General features: G+C 57.1%; 13 protein-coding genes. 7 read left to right on the top strand and 6 right to left on the bottom strand.

Annotation, left to right across the window (positions count from 1 at the left end; genetic code table 11):
- Positions 1-69: 69 nt before the first annotated feature.
- From PSR62_RS16665 to PSR62_RS16675, 3 genes are all read left to right on the top strand, one after another.
- Positions 70-447: a hypothetical protein gene (locus tag PSR62_RS16665; protein WP_274404140.1), complete on the top strand. Its 378-nt coding sequence runs from the start codon at positions 70-72 to the stop codon at positions 445-447.
- Between the two features lie 274 nt (positions 448-721).
- The gene (locus tag PSR62_RS16670) at positions 722-919 is read left to right on the top strand and encodes a hypothetical protein (RefSeq protein ID WP_274404141.1); all 198 of its coding nucleotides are present in this window, start codon (positions 722-724) and stop codon (positions 917-919) included.
- A 48-nt stretch (positions 920-967) separates the two neighbouring features.
- Positions 968-2,746 (top strand): glycoside hydrolase family 43 protein, encoded by a 1,779-nt coding sequence (locus PSR62_RS16675; RefSeq protein ID WP_274404142.1) that lies wholly within the window; start codon positions 968-970, stop codon positions 2,744-2,746.
- A 291-nt stretch (positions 2,747-3,037) separates the two neighbouring features.
- On the opposite strand, the gene PSR62_RS16680 is transcribed toward PSR62_RS16675, so the two are convergent.
- Positions 3,038-5,158: a S9 family peptidase gene (locus tag PSR62_RS16680; protein WP_274404143.1), complete on the bottom strand. Its 2,121-nt coding sequence runs from the start codon at positions 5,156-5,158 to the stop codon at positions 3,038-3,040.
- Between the two features lie 454 nt (positions 5,159-5,612).
- Here PSR62_RS16680 and PSR62_RS16685 point away from each other — a divergent pair, with 454 nt between their 5' ends.
- The gene (locus tag PSR62_RS16685; protein WP_274404144.1) at positions 5,613-6,017 is read left to right on the top strand and encodes an ACT domain-containing protein; all 405 of its coding nucleotides are present in this window, start codon (positions 5,613-5,615) and stop codon (positions 6,015-6,017) included.
- 902 nt (positions 6,018-6,919) lie between these two features.
- On the opposite strand, the gene PSR62_RS16690 is transcribed toward PSR62_RS16685, so the two are convergent.
- From PSR62_RS16690 to PSR62_RS16700, 3 genes are all read right to left on the bottom strand, one after another.
- On the bottom strand, positions 6,920-8,236 hold the full coding sequence (locus PSR62_RS16690) for an IS4 family transposase (protein WP_274403829.1): 1,317 nt from the start codon (positions 8,234-8,236) through the stop codon (positions 6,920-6,922).
- 395 nt (positions 8,237-8,631) lie between these two features.
- Positions 8,632-10,182, bottom strand: coding sequence for an arylsulfatase (locus PSR62_RS16695; RefSeq protein WP_274404145.1), 1,551 nt, complete (start codon positions 10,180-10,182; stop codon positions 8,632-8,634).
- A gap of 394 nt (positions 10,183-10,576) precedes the next feature.
- Positions 10,577-10,915 carry a hypothetical protein gene (locus tag PSR62_RS16700; protein WP_274404146.1) on the bottom strand — a complete coding sequence of 113 codons (339 nt, stop codon included), beginning with the start codon at positions 10,913-10,915 and terminating at the stop codon, positions 10,577-10,579.
- 303 nt (positions 10,916-11,218) lie between these two features.
- Between PSR62_RS16700 and pyrH the strand changes: the two genes are divergently transcribed.
- The 3 genes from pyrH to PSR62_RS16715 are packed head-to-tail and all read left to right on the top strand — an operon-like array spanning position 11,219 to position 14,318.
- Positions 11,219-11,998 carry a UMP kinase gene (gene pyrH, locus PSR62_RS16705; protein WP_274404147.1) on the top strand — a complete coding sequence of 260 codons (780 nt, stop codon included), beginning with the start codon at positions 11,219-11,221 and terminating at the stop codon, positions 11,996-11,998.
- Positions 11,999-12,041: 43 nt separating this feature from the next.
- The gene (gene frr / locus PSR62_RS16710; protein ID WP_274408244.1) at positions 12,042-12,602 is read left to right on the top strand and encodes a ribosome recycling factor; all 561 of its coding nucleotides are present in this window, start codon (positions 12,042-12,044) and stop codon (positions 12,600-12,602) included.
- 6 nt (positions 12,603-12,608) lie between these two features.
- Positions 12,609-14,318, top strand: a complete 1,710-nt coding sequence (locus tag PSR62_RS16715) for a hypothetical protein (protein WP_274404148.1) — start codon at positions 12,609-12,611, stop codon at positions 14,316-14,318.
- 58 nt (positions 14,319-14,376) lie between these two features.
- Here the strand turns inward: PSR62_RS16715 and PSR62_RS16720 are convergent, their stop codons facing one another.
- The gene (locus tag PSR62_RS16720; protein WP_047815423.1) at positions 14,377-14,616 is read right to left on the bottom strand and encodes a hypothetical protein; all 240 of its coding nucleotides are present in this window, start codon (positions 14,614-14,616) and stop codon (positions 14,377-14,379) included.
- A 132-nt stretch (positions 14,617-14,748) separates the two neighbouring features.
- Positions 14,749-15,567 (bottom strand): pyrroline-5-carboxylate reductase, encoded by an 819-nt coding sequence (gene proC, locus PSR62_RS16725; RefSeq protein WP_274404149.1) that lies wholly within the window; start codon positions 15,565-15,567, stop codon positions 14,749-14,751.
- Positions 15,568-15,598: the final 31 nt, after the last annotated feature.

Raw genomic sequence — 15,598 nt, forward strand, 5'->3', positions numbered from 1 at the left:
CGGGCAGTGGCACCAATTCGTCGCGTCCAACAACCAATCCGTCCCCTTTCATCTCCCTGGTAGCCGATCATGGAACTCACTGCTCATTCGATTCCCAAACGTCGCCAAGCCAAAAGCCTGGCACTTGAATCCTTGATCAGCACCGTCGCGATACTCTCGGTTCTCTTCGGAGTGCTCGCCGCCGTCGCCGTACTGATTGTCGTCGGTTTTCCAGCCATCGCCACTTCGCTCTCGATTCTCGTCGGATCACTTTTGAATTGGCTGTTTTTTCAATCCCTCTCCGAAATCATTCGGTTGCTCAAAAAAATTGCGAAGATCGACTACGCCGGTTCCATCTCTGGCAATCACATGGAAATGGTCCTCACCTGCAGCCACTGCGACGCCACGCTTCGCAACGACGTCTACTGCGACCAATGTGGCGCCCGCTTGATTCCACCGAGTGAATGAGCGAACCAAACAAGACTGAGCCGCAGTGACTGACAACCCTTACGCACCACCGACCGTTACCGAGACAGTTCGTCCGGTGAGCCAAAGTGTGAATCCAGAATTCCGAAGGGGACCGACGTGGTACATTATTTTCTCGGCTCTTGGCGGTGCGTTTGCATCCATTGAATTGCTGACTGACCTTCCTGCAATGGGACTCGCCACAATTCTAGTTGGATGCGTTATCGGTGGATTGATCTTCCGCATTCGATCTCGGAATTGGCGTCATGATCCAAGTGTGCGTTCTCGCCAGGTGCGCTATGCGTTGATTGCAATCACCTTTCCGCCCGCCGCACTGTTCCTCCTGGCTGGCCCCAACGCTCAAGGAATTGGCATCATTCTTCTCGGGGCACTCATCGGCACATTCATTGCCTGCGGAATCTTCGTCAGCGGCACCAAGCGTTTCTCCCATGTCGACAATTCCAATCGCATTTGAAGCCCCCTTCCCCTTCACTCCCCACCTCATTGCTGCAACCTGTTGATCATGAAAATGCTCTCCAAAATCTCGGATTTCTTCGCACGATCATCCCACCTCGCTCTGCTCGTCATCCTGACTTTCTCAACGAACGCCTCTGCCGATCAACCCGACCGTTTACCGCCCTCGACTGCGCAGGCCGAACCGGCCGACTCATCCATCGACGCACGTTTTCGTCAGTGGGGTGACCTGGGAAACGGCAGCTATGCCAACCCGATTCTCAATGGCGACTTTGCTGACAGCGATGTCGAACGCGATGAAGCCAATGACCGCTGGGTGATGATCACTTCGACGAACCACTACTCGCCCGGGATGACCATTCTGGAATCCACGGACCTGGTCAATTGGCAGTACACAGGGCACGCCATCCCGACGATCACCTGGGAACCCCGGTACAACTGGGACCAAATGACCGGCTACCGGTTTGGATGCTGGGCCGGGGATCTGGTCCAACACAACGGCGAGTGGCTGTGCTACCAGATTGATTTTCAGTCCGGCCTCTACCTGACGCGAGCCAAGGATCTTTCCGGACCATGGACAGAGCCAGTCTGTCTGCTCCAACGAAAACACTGGACCGATCCCGCGGTCTACTTTGACGACGAAAAACAAGAGGCTTGGTTGGTTTGCAATTGGGGCAAAGGCTCGCCGCCTCGTCCCGACCAACCCCACGAGATCAAACTGTTTCGCCTGTCTTGGGATGGCTCTGAATTGCTCGATGAAGGCAAGACAATCTTTTCAGGGACCGCGGTCGAAGCCGCCAAGATTCGGCGATTCAACAACCAGTGGTACATCATGCTGATTGAGTGGCAAGGCGAAGGCGAAAGCCGCGATCGCAAACAATTGTGCCTTCGGTCACTGACGGACTCCCTCGATGGCCCCTACGAATCGCGAGTGGTGATGGAACGCGAAAAGGACTCCGATCGATCGGCCTGCCAAGGTTCCTTGATCGAAGCCCCGGATGGCCGATGGTGGTTCATGCATCAGCTCGTTCAAAATGGCACACCGGTCTTCCACGGTCGCCCGCAGTGCTTGCAACCCGTCACTTGGAAAGACGGGTGGCCAATCATTGGCAAGGACATCGACGATGACGGGATCGGGGAACCGGTTTGGATTCACGAGAAGCCCATCCCAAGCGAGCACGCCAGCCCGCTTCAGACATCCGATGAATTCGATGGCCAGCGAATCGGTCCGCAATGGAATTGGAACCACGAACCACGTCGCGACCGACACTCTCTTTCAGAGCGACCGGGCTACTTGCGTCTTCACGCCTCCAAACCCGTCACGGCGGATCGCGGCCGATTGAAAGGAGCGTTCTGGGGAGCGTCCAACACACTTTCCCAACGGCACCTCGGCGTCACAAATACGGTCGCCACGACCAAGCTGGATTTGGGCGGCATGACCCGGGGAACACAGGCAGGACTATGCCACCACTCCGGCCGCTACGCCTTGTTTGGGGTTCTCAAGCAGCAGGATGGCACGACGAAGCTGTTCTTCAACCACAACGGAAAATTGGAGAGCGGACCAGCGATCACCGGCACGGATCTCTACCTGCGGAGCGCGACCGATGGTGACCAAGCGGACTTCGCGTGGAGCATCGATGGAGAATCCTGGAACACAACACCCTGGACCTACACGCTGAATTTCGGAAACTGGCGTGGCAATCGTCCCGGCGTGTTCTGCTGGAACAACCGAACCGACGACGTTTCCGAAAGCGGCTGGGTGGACATTGATTGGTTCCACTACGAAAGAGGCCCAAACCATAGCCAGGCTTCCCCGGTTGTTGATTGAATACGTTTCGCAGATTTCGCGATCAGCCGAACGGCGTTCGCCCAAGGCTACCGGAGACGAACTGGACGCAATCGCATTCCGGCTGACGAAGTCAACACGCTGCTAGGCAGGTCGGCAGGTCGGCAGGTCGGCAGGTCGGCAGGTCGGCAGGTCGGCAGGTCGGCAGGTCGGCAGGTCGGCAGGAATGATCGGGCAGAATCATGCGAGCCGTTTGGGCGTTCGCCCTGGTTGTGCGTGAAAACCGTGGCCAACGCTAACGGCTCACCTACCCGATGACACCTGCGTACCTGCTTACTTCGATTGCAACGGCAACGGACCAGGGGGCAGATTCTCCAGCAGGTAACGCGTGATCAGCATCCGGACGTGCACCTCGGTTCCCTTGCCTTCACGAAGACCGTGGTCTCGGTTGGGATAGACCATGTAGTCAAATGGCTTGCCCAGTTCAATCAATCGGTCGACCAAGCCTTCGATGATTTGAATGTGCGTGTTGGTTTCCCCCGATCCGGTGACGATCAGCAACTTGCCCTTCAACCCATCCGCAAAACCAAGGGGAGCCGAACGAGCGTAGCCCTCCGCATTGACTTCCGGGGTCCGCATGTAGATCTCTTGGAACCAAGCGTTGTAAAGATGCGGTTGCGGCTTGGGCACGACAGCGATTCCGAGGTGATACACATCGGGTTTGCGAAACAAAGCGTTGAGAGTGTTCGAACCACCGCCGCTCCATCCCCAGATGCCGACCCGCGACAAATCCACATACGATCGTGTGCGGCCCAGTTCCTGAATCGCGGCGGCTTGTTCTTCGGTCGACAACGGGCCCAGACTGCCGAAGACGCTTCGTCTCCATGCCGCACCCTTGGGGCAAGGCGTCCCGCGGTTGTCGATTGAAACGGTGATGTACCCCAGATCTGCGATCGTGCGAAGAAAATCGATTTGAGCGGCTCCCCAACGATCGAGCACGGTCTGCAAGTAGGGCTCGCCGTACACATAAACAAACACGGGGTAACGTTTCGACTCGTCAAAGTCACTCGGTTTGGTCACGCTCGCGTCGACGGTCACCTCCTCTGAAAGCTTCAACTGCACGAACTCAGTGGGACGCGAGATCGTCTCCTGTGCCTTCTTGTGGAGTTCTTGATTCTCCTCCAGGATTCTGATCGAGCGATGTGCTGGGATCGTGACCAAGTCGACGACGGGCGGCGAGTTCACGGTTGAGAAAGTGTGAATCGCGAATTTTCGATCGGGAGAAAACTGATACTCATGCCAGCCGGCTTGTTCCGTTGGCGTGATCAACTCCTTCGTTCCGGTGCCATCCAGTGGAACGCGATACAGATACCGCTGCGTCCCATTGTTCGGCGACGCGTAGAAGTAGTACCAGCCACCCTCCTCATCCACGACATCCTCGGGTTCCGCTCGATCGATGATGTCGTAATCGCCAGGCGACAACAGGCGTTCGTTTTTACCATCACGATCAATGACGAACGCCTGCCGCCACCCATCCTTCTCGCTCAGAAAGACCAAACGCGTTCCGCCGTCGATCCATTGGACGCCGGAGTTGATCCCGTGGCTTCCCACTGCCCAAGCCTCGTTCGTCTCCTCAAAGAGAGTGGACACCGCACCGTCGACACGCGCCATCAAAAGCTCGCGTTTGTCACGAAAGCGACTGAGTCTCTCGACCAACACTTCTTCCGAATTCCCTGCCCAGGAGACCTCACCGAAGTAGCCACCCTCTTCCGGAAAATCAATCGGCCGCCACTTCACAGAACCGGCATCGTCACCGTCGACATCGACCACGCCCACTCTCAGCTTCGGGATGTTGGTTGCAACGCGAGCAAAACGTGTCTTGCGGACGCCGGGGTACGAAGGGTCACCGGGAACAAGGACGTTTCGTAAACGGACGTCGTTCGAATCCGCTTCCACAAACAAGACACGCTTGCCATCTGGGCTCCAGGTTGGGTCTTGATAGGAAACATCACCAGCCTGGGAGGGCTCCAACAAAGGACGTGTCTCACCACTTGTTATGTCTCGAATGATCCAACTTCGCCCCTGCTTCTTCAGCACGCTTTTCCCATCGGGAGACAGCAGAGGGTCGACCTTGGCGGTCTCAACATCGGTCGTCGCAACCGTGCGTTCCCCTGAATTCACGTCGTAGATCGCTCGGACGGTTTCATCTGAATCGACGTCCTGTTCGCGAATCACCATTCCAGTGCTGTCACGCAGCCACTGGGCTTCGAATCGCTGGGGACGCATCTCGCCTTTTGCGTAAATGCCCTCCAATCGAGGCCGTGACCTTTCAAGCAGTTCTGCCGTGCTGGCGGAATGCGGACCGGCCGATTGGGCCAGCGTCGTGTTCGTGTTCATCGTGATCGCAAATGCCGCGACCGAAAACAGAGTGAGAACCTTCAGACGTGAGTGCATCAATTTTGCTCTTCAGTGGATGTCGCGCGACGAAATCTTGATCGGACACAGATCATCAACCAGTACGTGGTTGTTCAAAATCCGATCGCAATTTTCCAAAGACGCGACGCAGGGGAAGTGTGGCGGGAGATAGCAGGTCAACGAAGGGGATCTCAAGAGAGTAAACCAAACCAACCCGTCCATTTGTCCGGCAACAAATTTTCACGATCCAGTTGTTTCAGATTTCCAGTGGAAGCCAATAGCGGCGAATTCCCCGCCCCATGCATCCTCGGGTTTTGGTCCAGCCATCCCCAAGACCTGGTCACGTCAGGGTGCCATGTCTCCCCCTCCACGCTGCCCTGAGTTCCGGTCACAATCAATCCGTTGCTAAGCATCGGTCAGCGTGTTCGCTGCGTCCCACGCGCAGCCCGACGCCGCAGCAAAGCCAAACGAAACCATCCTTGAGGAAACGTCTATGACCGGGATCACCGACCTGCCAACCCTGCTCGGGTCTCTGCGTCCCCTGCTGCGTGAACACGAGTTTGTGTTCGTGACCCAACCCGGAAAACGCATCGCGGATGCCGCCGACCTGCGTCCCATCGCAGCGTTCGAAGAGCAGGAGGGTTTGACGCTTGTGTTGCGAAGAGAGCACGCGGACGCCAACGGGGAACATTACCAAGGCGTCTTTCGAATGATCACGTTGCAAGTGCATTCCAGTCTGGAGGCGGTGGGGCTGACGGCCGCCGTTGCAGAGGCTCTATCCGAACAAGGGATCAGCGCCAATGTGATGGCGGCGTTCTTTCACGATCACGTCTTTGTTCCCTCCGATCGTGCTCACGATGCCATGGCGACTCTCGAAGGACTCAGGTCCCGAAACTAGCGCCAACCTTGTCCCCGGGCAGGAGCCTGGGAACGAGCCCCACCAACCTTGTTCCCAGGCTCCCGCCTGGGAACACACTGCCACCGAGGCTCCCGCCTCACGAACCCCCAAACCGCAGGCAGAGCCTGCAAGACATCCCGTCCCCAGGCAGAGCCAGGGAACGAGCCCCACCAACCTTGTCCCCAGGCTCCCGCCTGGGAACACACTGCCACCGAGGCTCCGCCTCACGAACCCCAAACCGCAGGCAGAGCCTGCAAGACATCCCGTCCCCAGGCAGAGCCTGGGAACGAGCCTCACCAAACTTGTCCCCAGGCTCCGCCTGGGAACACACTGCCACCGAGGCTCCGCCTCACGAACCCCCAAAACCGCAGGCAGAGCCTGCAAGACATCCCGTCCCCAGGCAGAGCCTGGGAACGAGCCCCACCAAACTTGTCCCCAGGCTCCCGCCTGGGAACACACTGCCACCGAGGCTCCGCCTCACGATCCCCTAAACCGCAGGCAGAGCCTGCAAGACATCCCGTCCCCAGGCAGAGCCTGGGAACGAGCCCCACCAAACTTGTTCCCAGGCTCCCGCCTGGGAACACACTGCCACCGAGGCTCCGCCTCACGAACCCCAAACCGCAGGCAGAGCCTGCAAGACATCCCGTCCCCAGGCAGAGCCTGGGAACGAGCCCCACCACCGCGAAAAGGGGACGCCACCGCGAAAAGGGGACGGGGGCAATAGTGTTCGGCCCGGCGTTTGCCGGCTGGAATATTGGCGGATGGTTGGCGAGTTGAGTGTGGGTTCATTGCGAAGGAAGCGAAGCGATCCGGCTTGCCCAGGGCCGTTGCGTTTTTGTGTTTGGTACCGCGCAGCATTTACGCCGAGACCAGTCAGGCAAAATGACTTCCCGCAACGCCGATTAGCAAATTTCTTGACGCTCCTCTTTGGCACGCTTTGCCTCTTCTGCAGCAGCTTGCTTTTCGATGTGAGCTATCAGCTCCTCTTCACTGGCTAAGCCTTGAAAGTAGAAACAGATCATTTCAAACGTTCGTTTCGTGGGGCGAGATCCAGTCCACAGGTTGATCAGTAAGCAGGCAATCACCGAACAATAGACTTGGATCTGGATCCCATTGACGTTGTGGCTGATAAGGTGATCGCCGCCCATCAGTTGCTTGTAGAACCGAAAGAAGATTTCAATTGTCCATCGGTAGGAGTAGATCAGGGCAATGATTTCAGCAGGTACATTCAGCAGATTGGTGGCAATGCGAAGGATCCCATCGCTGTTGGGTGCCTTGGAACCTCTCGCCTTTCCGCCTGTGCGGTTTTGATGAGGCGTGCAGCGGATTTGGATCAACCGGATCGGATGATCAGGGGAATTTGAGCTGCTGCTCGATCCTCCAAGCTTCACAATCGTATCGTTGAGCACCCCCGCAGCACGGTCACCCTCGGTTAACTCAAGTTCTTGAGTCGTCTCGTAAACCGTGTTGTCACGTAGTCGGCAAACATAGCTACTCGATGACGCGACGATTGAATTGAAGAGCGAGAACTTGGCATAGCCACGGTCCATCACGTACAAGCGATCTTCTTCGAGCACTCGTTTGAGCACGGCCCGCTCGTCGTGTTCTCCACCGCCGTCAGGTGTCACGTCGACTCGTACGGGCAGCAGGTTATTGACCTCAAAGTGTGTGTGTAGTCGCCATCGCACCAGCGCTGAGCCCGTTGTTTGCTTCAGAATGGATGCGGCAATCAGCGACGGCAAGGCGTTAACAAGTGAGCCATCCACGGCGGTGATCGTTTGCTGAATGCTGCTCAGTCGCGGGTCCGGGGCAGCATCGTTGACTTCAGCAGACAAGGCCTCAATGATCGGCTTGAGAAGGTCTGCAGAGAACAGCCCACCGGCTTCGGATAGCGATCCCAGCGAAGCTTTCTCGTTGCCCAGTTTGTCACGTACTTTCGTCAACTCACTGGCCTGCGAGATTGCTCGCAAACTTGAGACAGTGGGGTTCAGGACATACAGCAACACGAGCATGCAATACTGATCGTAGTGCAGCGTACGGTTGCCAGCGGTATCACGCTGGCACTCATGTTCGTGAAGATGCTCGAGCAGAGGCTTGAGCATGGCGAAGTATTTGAGGCCTTCGATTTTGATCTTTGGCTTGACGAGAGATTCCTGTGTTCGCTCGCCCTGGTCATCAGGAAGCTTTCGTCTTTTGAGTCGCTTGGTTTTGGTTGGCATGGCGAACCAACGATTGCCCGCTCAACGCAGGAGTAAAGCAACATCGACGCATGAGCCAATCCGGTTTCACGCATCTCGACTCTGGCGGATGCAAACCATTGAAAGTTTCACATCATCGCAACTGCCCGCCAGTCTCCTTGAAGCACGAACGAGACACTCTCGCCCAGCGAGCGAAGGCAAGCCAAATTGTCGTTGCTAGCAATTCAGCATCGACCGGCAAACGTCGGGCCGAACACTATTGGGACGGGGGTCTTTTGGGGCCTGAACTCGTTTCTATCTCCAACCGAATCCCTTGATCTGGATTGAACAAAGGATTCCTCTGGAGTGCAAAAAAAAAGCGACGAGCATAGCTCGCCGCTTGATGAGAATCGTTGAGAGAGCCCTGTCAGCTCAGATTAGCGACCGCCCAGGCTGCCTTCGATTTGCTTCTGAATCTTCTCCAGGTTGAACGAACCAGGCGTTTGGCTCGGTGGGAATTCCTTCATCGTTTTCAGGAAATTCCCAGCGAATTGTTGCATTGGGGCCAGCACGAAGACTCGCGACAAGAACCAGTCGTTGTAGGTGGTCGCGTTGTGCTGAGCCTTTTCGAAAGGATCGCGACGGAGGTTGAACAACAACGGCACGCGAAGTTCAACGAAAGGTTCACGCCAGACTTCGAACGCCATGCCTCGGTTCTCGAGGAACACAGCTTTCCAGTCGTCGTAACGAATGGCAACGATCTGACCGTCATCGTTGACGTACATGAACTCTCGGCGAGGCGATTCTTCGGACTTGCCGGTCAGGTAATCAAGTTGATTGTGACCATCGATGTGGTTCTTGTAAGAACGCCCATTCAGTTCGACGCCTTTGAGCAATTGCGCCTTGATGTCGGTGGAACCACCGATGGCAGCAAACGTGGGCAACCAATCTTCATGAGCAACGATCCCGTTCAGCACGGTGCCGGCTTTGAACTTGCCAGGCCAGCGGACGTAACAAGGAACCCGATACGCACCTTCCCAGTTGGAATTCTTTTCGCTGCGGAACGGAGTGGTTCCGGCATCAGGCCAGGTGTTGTAGTGAGGTCCGTTGTCCGTTGAGTACTGAACGACGGTGTTGTCGGCGATGCCGAGTTCATCCAACAGGTCAAGCAATTCGCCGACTTGCAGATCGTGCTCGATCATGCCGTCCGTGTATTCATCGTTGCCTTTGTGACGATGTTCTTTCTTGACGTGGGTGCGGAAGTGCATCCGGGTGCCATTCCACCAGCAGAAGAAGGGCTTGCCGGCTTTGTGTTGACGGGTGATGAAATCCTTCGCAGCCGCGATGGTTTCTTCGTCAATGGTTTCCATCCGCTTCTTGGTGAGCGGCCCGGTGTCTTCGATCTTCCCGTCGGCGGTGGCTTTGATCACACCACGAGGTCCAAAGGCTTGCAAGAAGGTTCGGCCGTCGGCCATCTTCATGTCAGCGGGGTAGTCTTCGTTTTCCGGTTCTTCCTCGGCGTTGAGGTGATACAGGTTGCCAACGAATTCATCAAAACCATGTTGCGTCGGCAGGTGTTCGTCTCGGTCACCTTGGTGATTCTTGCCGAATTGGCCAGTGGTGTACCCCAGGCTTTTCAAGACCGTCGCCATGGTGACGTCGTTTTTTTGCCAGCCCTCTTTGGCGCCCGGCAAACCAACCTTGGTCATTCCGCTACGGACGGGAACGCTGCCGCCAATGAACGCGGCGCGTCCGGCAGTGCAAGATTGTTGACCGTAGTAGTCCGTGAAGAAGATCCCTTCGTTGGCAACACGATCGATGTTGGGCGTTTTGTAGCCCATCATTCCACGGTTGTAGTGACTGATGTTTTCAGTCCCGATATCGTCGCCCCAGATGACGAGGATGTTTGGTTTCTCCTGCGCTTGAGCCGTGAGGCTCAACCCCAGGGTCAGTAGACAAGCTTGAAAGAAGAGGACTCGAGGCTTCATACGGACGGCTCCTAACCGGGAAAGTGCACCGTTGCAGAATTGCAGGGTGAATCGAAAAGAAAAGTGGGTCTTGGTGAATCGAACTCTTGAGGTGCGATTTCAGTCCGAGGGCACACCACTTGAATTTTACCACCGCACTGAAGTGGGGTGGCACTGCCAGAAACAGGGAGGGGCGGCATTTTGCAAGAAATCTGGGCTCGCGAATTGTTCCGCACCTGCTGTTTCGAGCATCGTCATTCTGAATGGCTGCTGGAACCTGCCTTGGGGCGAAAGAACTCCAAGGGCAGATCGGCCGGGGGCAGCTGCACGACCGTCGCCCGGCGGAAAGGACGCTGCAGGCGGACGAGGCGGCGACGCTTGGAAACGGGCCGGTTCCAGCGAGCGTTCTGGCGAGCTACGACTTGCTATAGCCCAACTCCCGCATCACCACCAGCATTTCATCGCAAGTGATGTACCGACGATGGTGAGTCATTTTGTACTTGTCGATCGCGGCGGCCAATTCTCGGCCATCGGCGGAGAGATCCGCGTGCGAGCTACCAAACTGACGACGTTCGCCAGAGAACGAACCAGCGGATGACTCCCGGTCGCGACGGCGATCCTGCCGGACCACTTGTTCGGAAGAACGAGCATCTTGGCGGTTCGCGTTCGACGCAAAAGCGGAACGGACCCGACGCGGCGGAATCACTGTCACGGGCGGTGGTTGGCTAACATTTGTCGGCGTTGGGAGCGGCATCAATTGGGATCCTCACACGGGTAACGGGCGTGTCTTGCACACGTTTTCGAGAGACCTCTCACACCAACCCTAGGTCAAAAACCGACGGAAGGCGGCCGAAAAACGATTTTGATCCCCATCGAAGGGGGCTGTCTGTAGCAAAGGTTCCTGTTGGAGAAACAAAACGGAGTGATTCGAGTCTGGTTTCGCAATCCCTTGGAAATCGTTACCGTTTTGGCAGCGGGATCAGCTCGCAAAATGTGTGAACCGCCGCGCTGATTTCGCCTTTTCCGTTTGCTTCCTCTGACACGACCTGACGCCGAGATGCCCGACATTGCCCCATCAAGTCAACCCGACGGCGATTTACGTTATCGCCGCGTGATTTTGAAACTCAGTGGCGAAAGCCTGGCCGAATCTGGCAAACGGGGGATCAGCGAGAACGAACTGTTGGCGATTGCCCGGCAGATCAAATCCGCTCACGAATCGGGTTGCCAAATCGCGATCGTCAACGGCGGCGGCAATATCCTTCGCGGGGCATCGTTCTCCGGTGCCAACGCCTGCGTCCAAGAAGCCACGGCGCACTACATGGGCATGCTGGCGACGGTGATCAATTCCCTCGCCTTGCAAGACGCTCTGGATTCAATTGGATTGCAAACGCGCGTCATGAGCGCGTTGCCCGTCGATCGGGTCGCCGAACAATTCATTCGTCGTCGCGCTATCCGGCACCTCGAAAAAGGCCGCGTGGTCATCCTTTCCGGAGGAATCGGAAGCCCCTTTGTGACGACTGACACGGCCGCCGCTCAGCGTGCTCTGGAGATCGAAGCGGACGTGATTCTCAAAGCGACCCGCGTCGACGGTGTCTACAGCGACGACCCAGAAAAGAACCCCCATGCGGTTTTGTACGAGCAACTCAGCTACAACGAAGTGATCCAAAAGAAGCTGCGAGTGATGGATGCCACCGCAATTGCGCTGTGCAACGAACATCGCAAGCCGATCTTGGTGTTTAATTTCAAGCAGGACGGCAACATTGTTCGTGCCGTCCGCGGTGAATCCGTGGGAACCTGGATCGGTGACCCACAGGATACGCAAACCAACCAACGTTGAGTGCAATCAGCCTTTCCCCTCCTCAATCCCCCAGGATGACATGATGACGAGCGACGAGATATTGATGGACGCCGAAGAGCGAATGGACAAAGCCGTTTCGGTGCTGCAACACAATTTGTCGGGGATTCGTACCGGACGAGCCAACCCAGGCTTGGTCGATTCGATCAAAGTCGAAGTCTACGGATCGTTGACGCCACTGAAGCAATTGGCCAGCATCGGGACCCCCGAACCACAACAAATCTTGATTCGCCCGTACGACGCCACGACCATCAAAGACATCGAAAAGGCACTGGTTGCCGGTGACCTGGGGCTGAACCCTCAAAACGACGGACGCGTCATTCGCTTGAACGTCCCCCCGTTGTCGGGCGAAGTCCGCAAAAAAATGGTGGCGAGAATCAAGGAATTGGCAGAGGAAGCCAAGGTCTCGATCCGCAATATCCGTCGCGATGCGAACAAGGCTGCTGAAACAGCTGAAAAAGACAAGGAAATGACGGAAGACGATCGCGACAAGACCAAGGATCAGGTGCAAGAGTTGACCAAGAAGGCTGAAAACAGTGTCAATGAATCCGCCAAAGCTCGCGAAGCGGAAGTGATGGAGGACTGATCCTCGATGACTCAATCGGTGCAATGCCCGCGATGTCTCGTGGCCGTCGCGGTCAGCGACGACGCCGGGGGGACACGCGTGGTTTGCCCGCATTGCCGAGAAACGTTCTTGGTCCCAGGGGTTTCTGCCAGCACCACCAATGATGACGACGATTGGTTGGTGCTGAGCGACCCGCCAGTGAAACCTGCGGTCAAACCGCAGGACGCGAACATCTCGCCGACCAAGATCTCTCGGTCGCCTCCGCCCCAGCCCGCTGCGACGGGCCCGGCAACCAAGTCCAACGCGGCAGCCGACGAGCCCCCAGCTTCCGCCGCGGAGGGCGACATGTTTGGCATGGACCTGCCTCCGGTCGACTCCGACGCAGATTCGGAGGATGCCGACCCGTTTGGGTTCGACAACATTCAAGATCTCTCGGAGGGCTCCGCTCCGGTCGCCGCGTCAAAACCTGCCGATGCCTTTGACGATCCCGACGACCCCTTCAACTTCGACGCGATGGAGGAATCGGTCCAGTCGTTCCCAGGGGCCGCCGAACCTGCTGCTCCTGGTTCCAAGGATCCAACCGTCGATCCGTTGTTTGAACAAGCCGCCGCCTTGGCCGCTGCTGCCAGCAAGCCCAAACCGCCGTCGTCGGACAAACCGGTCGCTCACAACGTCGAGTACGAAGAGCAGTACCGGGTCCGATGCCCGGTCTGCGCAACGATGATGAATGTCACCGCAGCCCAAGCGGGCAAGCAGATTCGTTGCCACGATTGCCACAAGACGATCAAGGTGCCGCCGGCCCCGCGCAGGAAGAAGAAGGTCGTGATTGACATGGATCGGGCTCAGTCCTTCCAGTTCAACGAATCCACAGTGACCCAAAGTGATCGGCCCGCCGATCCGTTCCGCAAATCCGCTCAAGAGCTGTTGGATCAGGCCGCGCGCACGGAAGAAGAGGCGCCGGCACCCGACTTGGATGTCCCCAAGATTTCCGATTGGGCCAAATCCATCTTTGGAATCTTTGGTCAACTGAGCGTGACCGTTCACTGGCTGATTCTGTCCACGATCGGGTCTGCCATCGCCGCCATCGCCATCGCCACTGGTTTCGATGCGGCGTTGAAGTTTTTGTTCCCAGCCGGAATCGTTTACGGGGCGTTGGTTTTGGCCTGTGGATTCACCATCCTGCAATCAGTCAGCAACGACGAAGACGAAGTTTCGGAATGGCCGCTGACGCTCGAACCGCTGGAGTGGCTGGCCCCCACGTTGTTCTGTTTTGCTGCGGTGGGACTGACGGGCGGCCCGGGATGGATGATCGGGACATTGGCGTTCGGTCAAACGTTGGCAACCGTCTGTGTGACCATGTTGTCGGTGTTTCTGCTGTTCCCATTCGTTCTGCTGTCGATGTTGGACATGCAGAACATGTTTGTTCCGTTTTCGCCTGAGGTCGGACGCAGTGTGACTCGGTGCGAGGAAGCTTGGGGCGGCTTCTATCTTTCGGCCGCCTTGATCTTCTTCGCTGCCTTTCTGATCTTTGTCTCGGCCAGTCTGATGTCCCCGATCGCCGCCGCGGCGGTGTGCATTTTCACTGGCACGGCGGGAACGTTCATCTATTTCGCCATGCTGGGACGGTTGGCCAAAGCGATCGGCCAAGCCGTCAACGACAAACCGCGAGAGAATGACATCGAGGAAGTTCGCGAAAAAGATCGTGAAAAAGATCGTGCTCGCGAAGCCGGCGGCTGAGATCACGCCGACCGGCCACCACGCCGATCGGCCACGTTGCTTAGAACGGCCGCGTTGCTTAGAACGGCCGCTCGTCGGAGTCCTCACGCGGATCGCCGCACCAACGGTTCAGGGCTTCCAGCACCTCATCACGCTCCGCTGAGCTCGTCCATATCGAATCTTCGACGTCCAACCGGATCTCGTAATAGCCTTCGCGTTGGCAATCTTCTTCGCCACAAAAGTGTGGCAGATCTGCAACCCAAACGACTCGGTACAGAGGCAAGTGCTTGTCGTCGACTTTGACGATCGGCGAAACCATCGCGGCGTCCCTATGGAAAGTGTGAAAGTGAAATCGTCGATTGAAAGTCTCGCCGACTTTCGTTTCTAAAAATGAGGTGGATCGACCGTCTGGAAGACTTCCGGTCCTGAAAACTCAGCGATGACAAACCGGCTAAGCCAACTCGCGACTGCGATTGGCCGACGCCTGCACGGCTTGAATCATTGCTCCACGAACTGCATTCTGTTCCAGGACGCTCATCGCGGCAATGGTTGTTCCACCAGGACTGCAAACGTTGTCCTTCAGAACGCCGGGGTGCTCGCCCGTCTCACGAACCATTTTGGCGGCCCCCAAGACCGTTTGCGTTGCCAATTTCAACGCCGTGGCACGCGGCAATCCAGCGGCGACGCCGCCATCCGCAAGTGCCTCGATGATCAGAAACACGTAGGCGGGGCCGGAGCCACTGACTCCGGTGACCGCGTTCATCTGAGGTTCCGTGACCAGCGCGGCAATTCCGACGCTGCCCAACATCGTTTCGATCAATTTCACATCGTCATCGCTCACGCCCGAACTGACGCAGTAGCCGCTGGCCCCTTCCCCAACGAGGCTGGGGGTGTTCGGCATCACGCGGACGACGCGATCGTGACCGACCCCTTGGGTCAATTGATCCAACCCGATTCCGGCCGCGATGGAGACGATCAAGCGTCCTGACCAATCCGCTGATTTGCCGTCCGCATCTTTGACCGCCAACACCTCCGCGATGATGTGCGGTTTGACGGCCAGCATCACGGTGCTGGCGTCCGAAACCGCTTCGACAGTGTCGGTGCTGGTCGTGCACCCGGGATACTTTGACAACCACCAATCGCCAGTCGCTTTGGTTTGGTGAACGACCGTCAGTTCGCTTGCTTTCAGGCATCCACTTGCGAGCATTCCGCCCACGAGAGCCCGAGCCATTTGGCCGCCGCCGATAACCGTCAATCCGGTGAGTTGCATGTCGTGGTTCAATCCATCTATCGCGTGTTGT

It is taken from the genome of Rhodopirellula sp. P2, from assembly GCF_028768465.1.
Taxonomy (GTDB): domain Bacteria; phylum Planctomycetota; class Planctomycetia; order Pirellulales; family Pirellulaceae; genus Rhodopirellula.

What these genes read in the sequence shown, in the direction of transcription:
- PSR62_RS16665 (WP_274404140.1), top strand. Translation starts at nt 70, where the DNA reads ATGGAACTCACTGCTCATTCGATTCCCAAACGTCGCCAAGCCAAAAGC.
- PSR62_RS16675 (WP_274404142.1), top strand. Translation starts at nt 968, where the DNA reads ATGAAAATGCTCTCCAAAATCTCGGATTTCTTCGCACGATCATCCCAC.
- PSR62_RS16680 (WP_274404143.1), bottom strand. Translation starts at nt 5,158, where the DNA reads ATGCACTCACGTCTGAAGGTTCTCACTCTGTTTTCGGTCGCGGCATTT.
- PSR62_RS16685 (WP_274404144.1), top strand. Translation starts at nt 5,613, where the DNA reads ATGACCGGGATCACCGACCTGCCAACCCTGCTCGGGTCTCTGCGTCCC.
- PSR62_RS16690 (WP_274403829.1), bottom strand. Translation starts at nt 8,236, where the DNA reads ATGCCAACCAAAACCAAGCGACTCAAAAGACGAAAGCTTCCTGATGAC.
- PSR62_RS16695 (WP_274404145.1), bottom strand. Translation starts at nt 10,182, where the DNA reads ATGAAGCCTCGAGTCCTCTTCTTTCAAGCTTGTCTACTGACCCTGGGG.
- PSR62_RS16700 (WP_274404146.1), bottom strand. Translation starts at nt 10,915, where the DNA reads ATGCCGCTCCCAACGCCGACAAATGTTAGCCAACCACCGCCCGTGACA.
- pyrH (WP_274404147.1), top strand. Translation starts at nt 11,219, where the DNA reads ATGCCCGACATTGCCCCATCAAGTCAACCCGACGGCGATTTACGTTAT.
- frr (WP_274408244.1), top strand. Translation starts at nt 12,042, where the DNA reads ATGACGAGCGACGAGATATTGATGGACGCCGAAGAGCGAATGGACAAA.
- PSR62_RS16715 (WP_274404148.1), top strand. Translation starts at nt 12,609, where the DNA reads ATGACTCAATCGGTGCAATGCCCGCGATGTCTCGTGGCCGTCGCGGTC.
- PSR62_RS16720 (WP_047815423.1), bottom strand. Translation starts at nt 14,616, where the DNA reads ATGGTTTCGCCGATCGTCAAAGTCGACGACAAGCACTTGCCTCTGTAC.
- proC (WP_274404149.1), bottom strand. Translation starts at nt 15,567, where the DNA reads ATGCAACTCACCGGATTGACGGTTATCGGCGGCGGCCAAATGGCTCGG.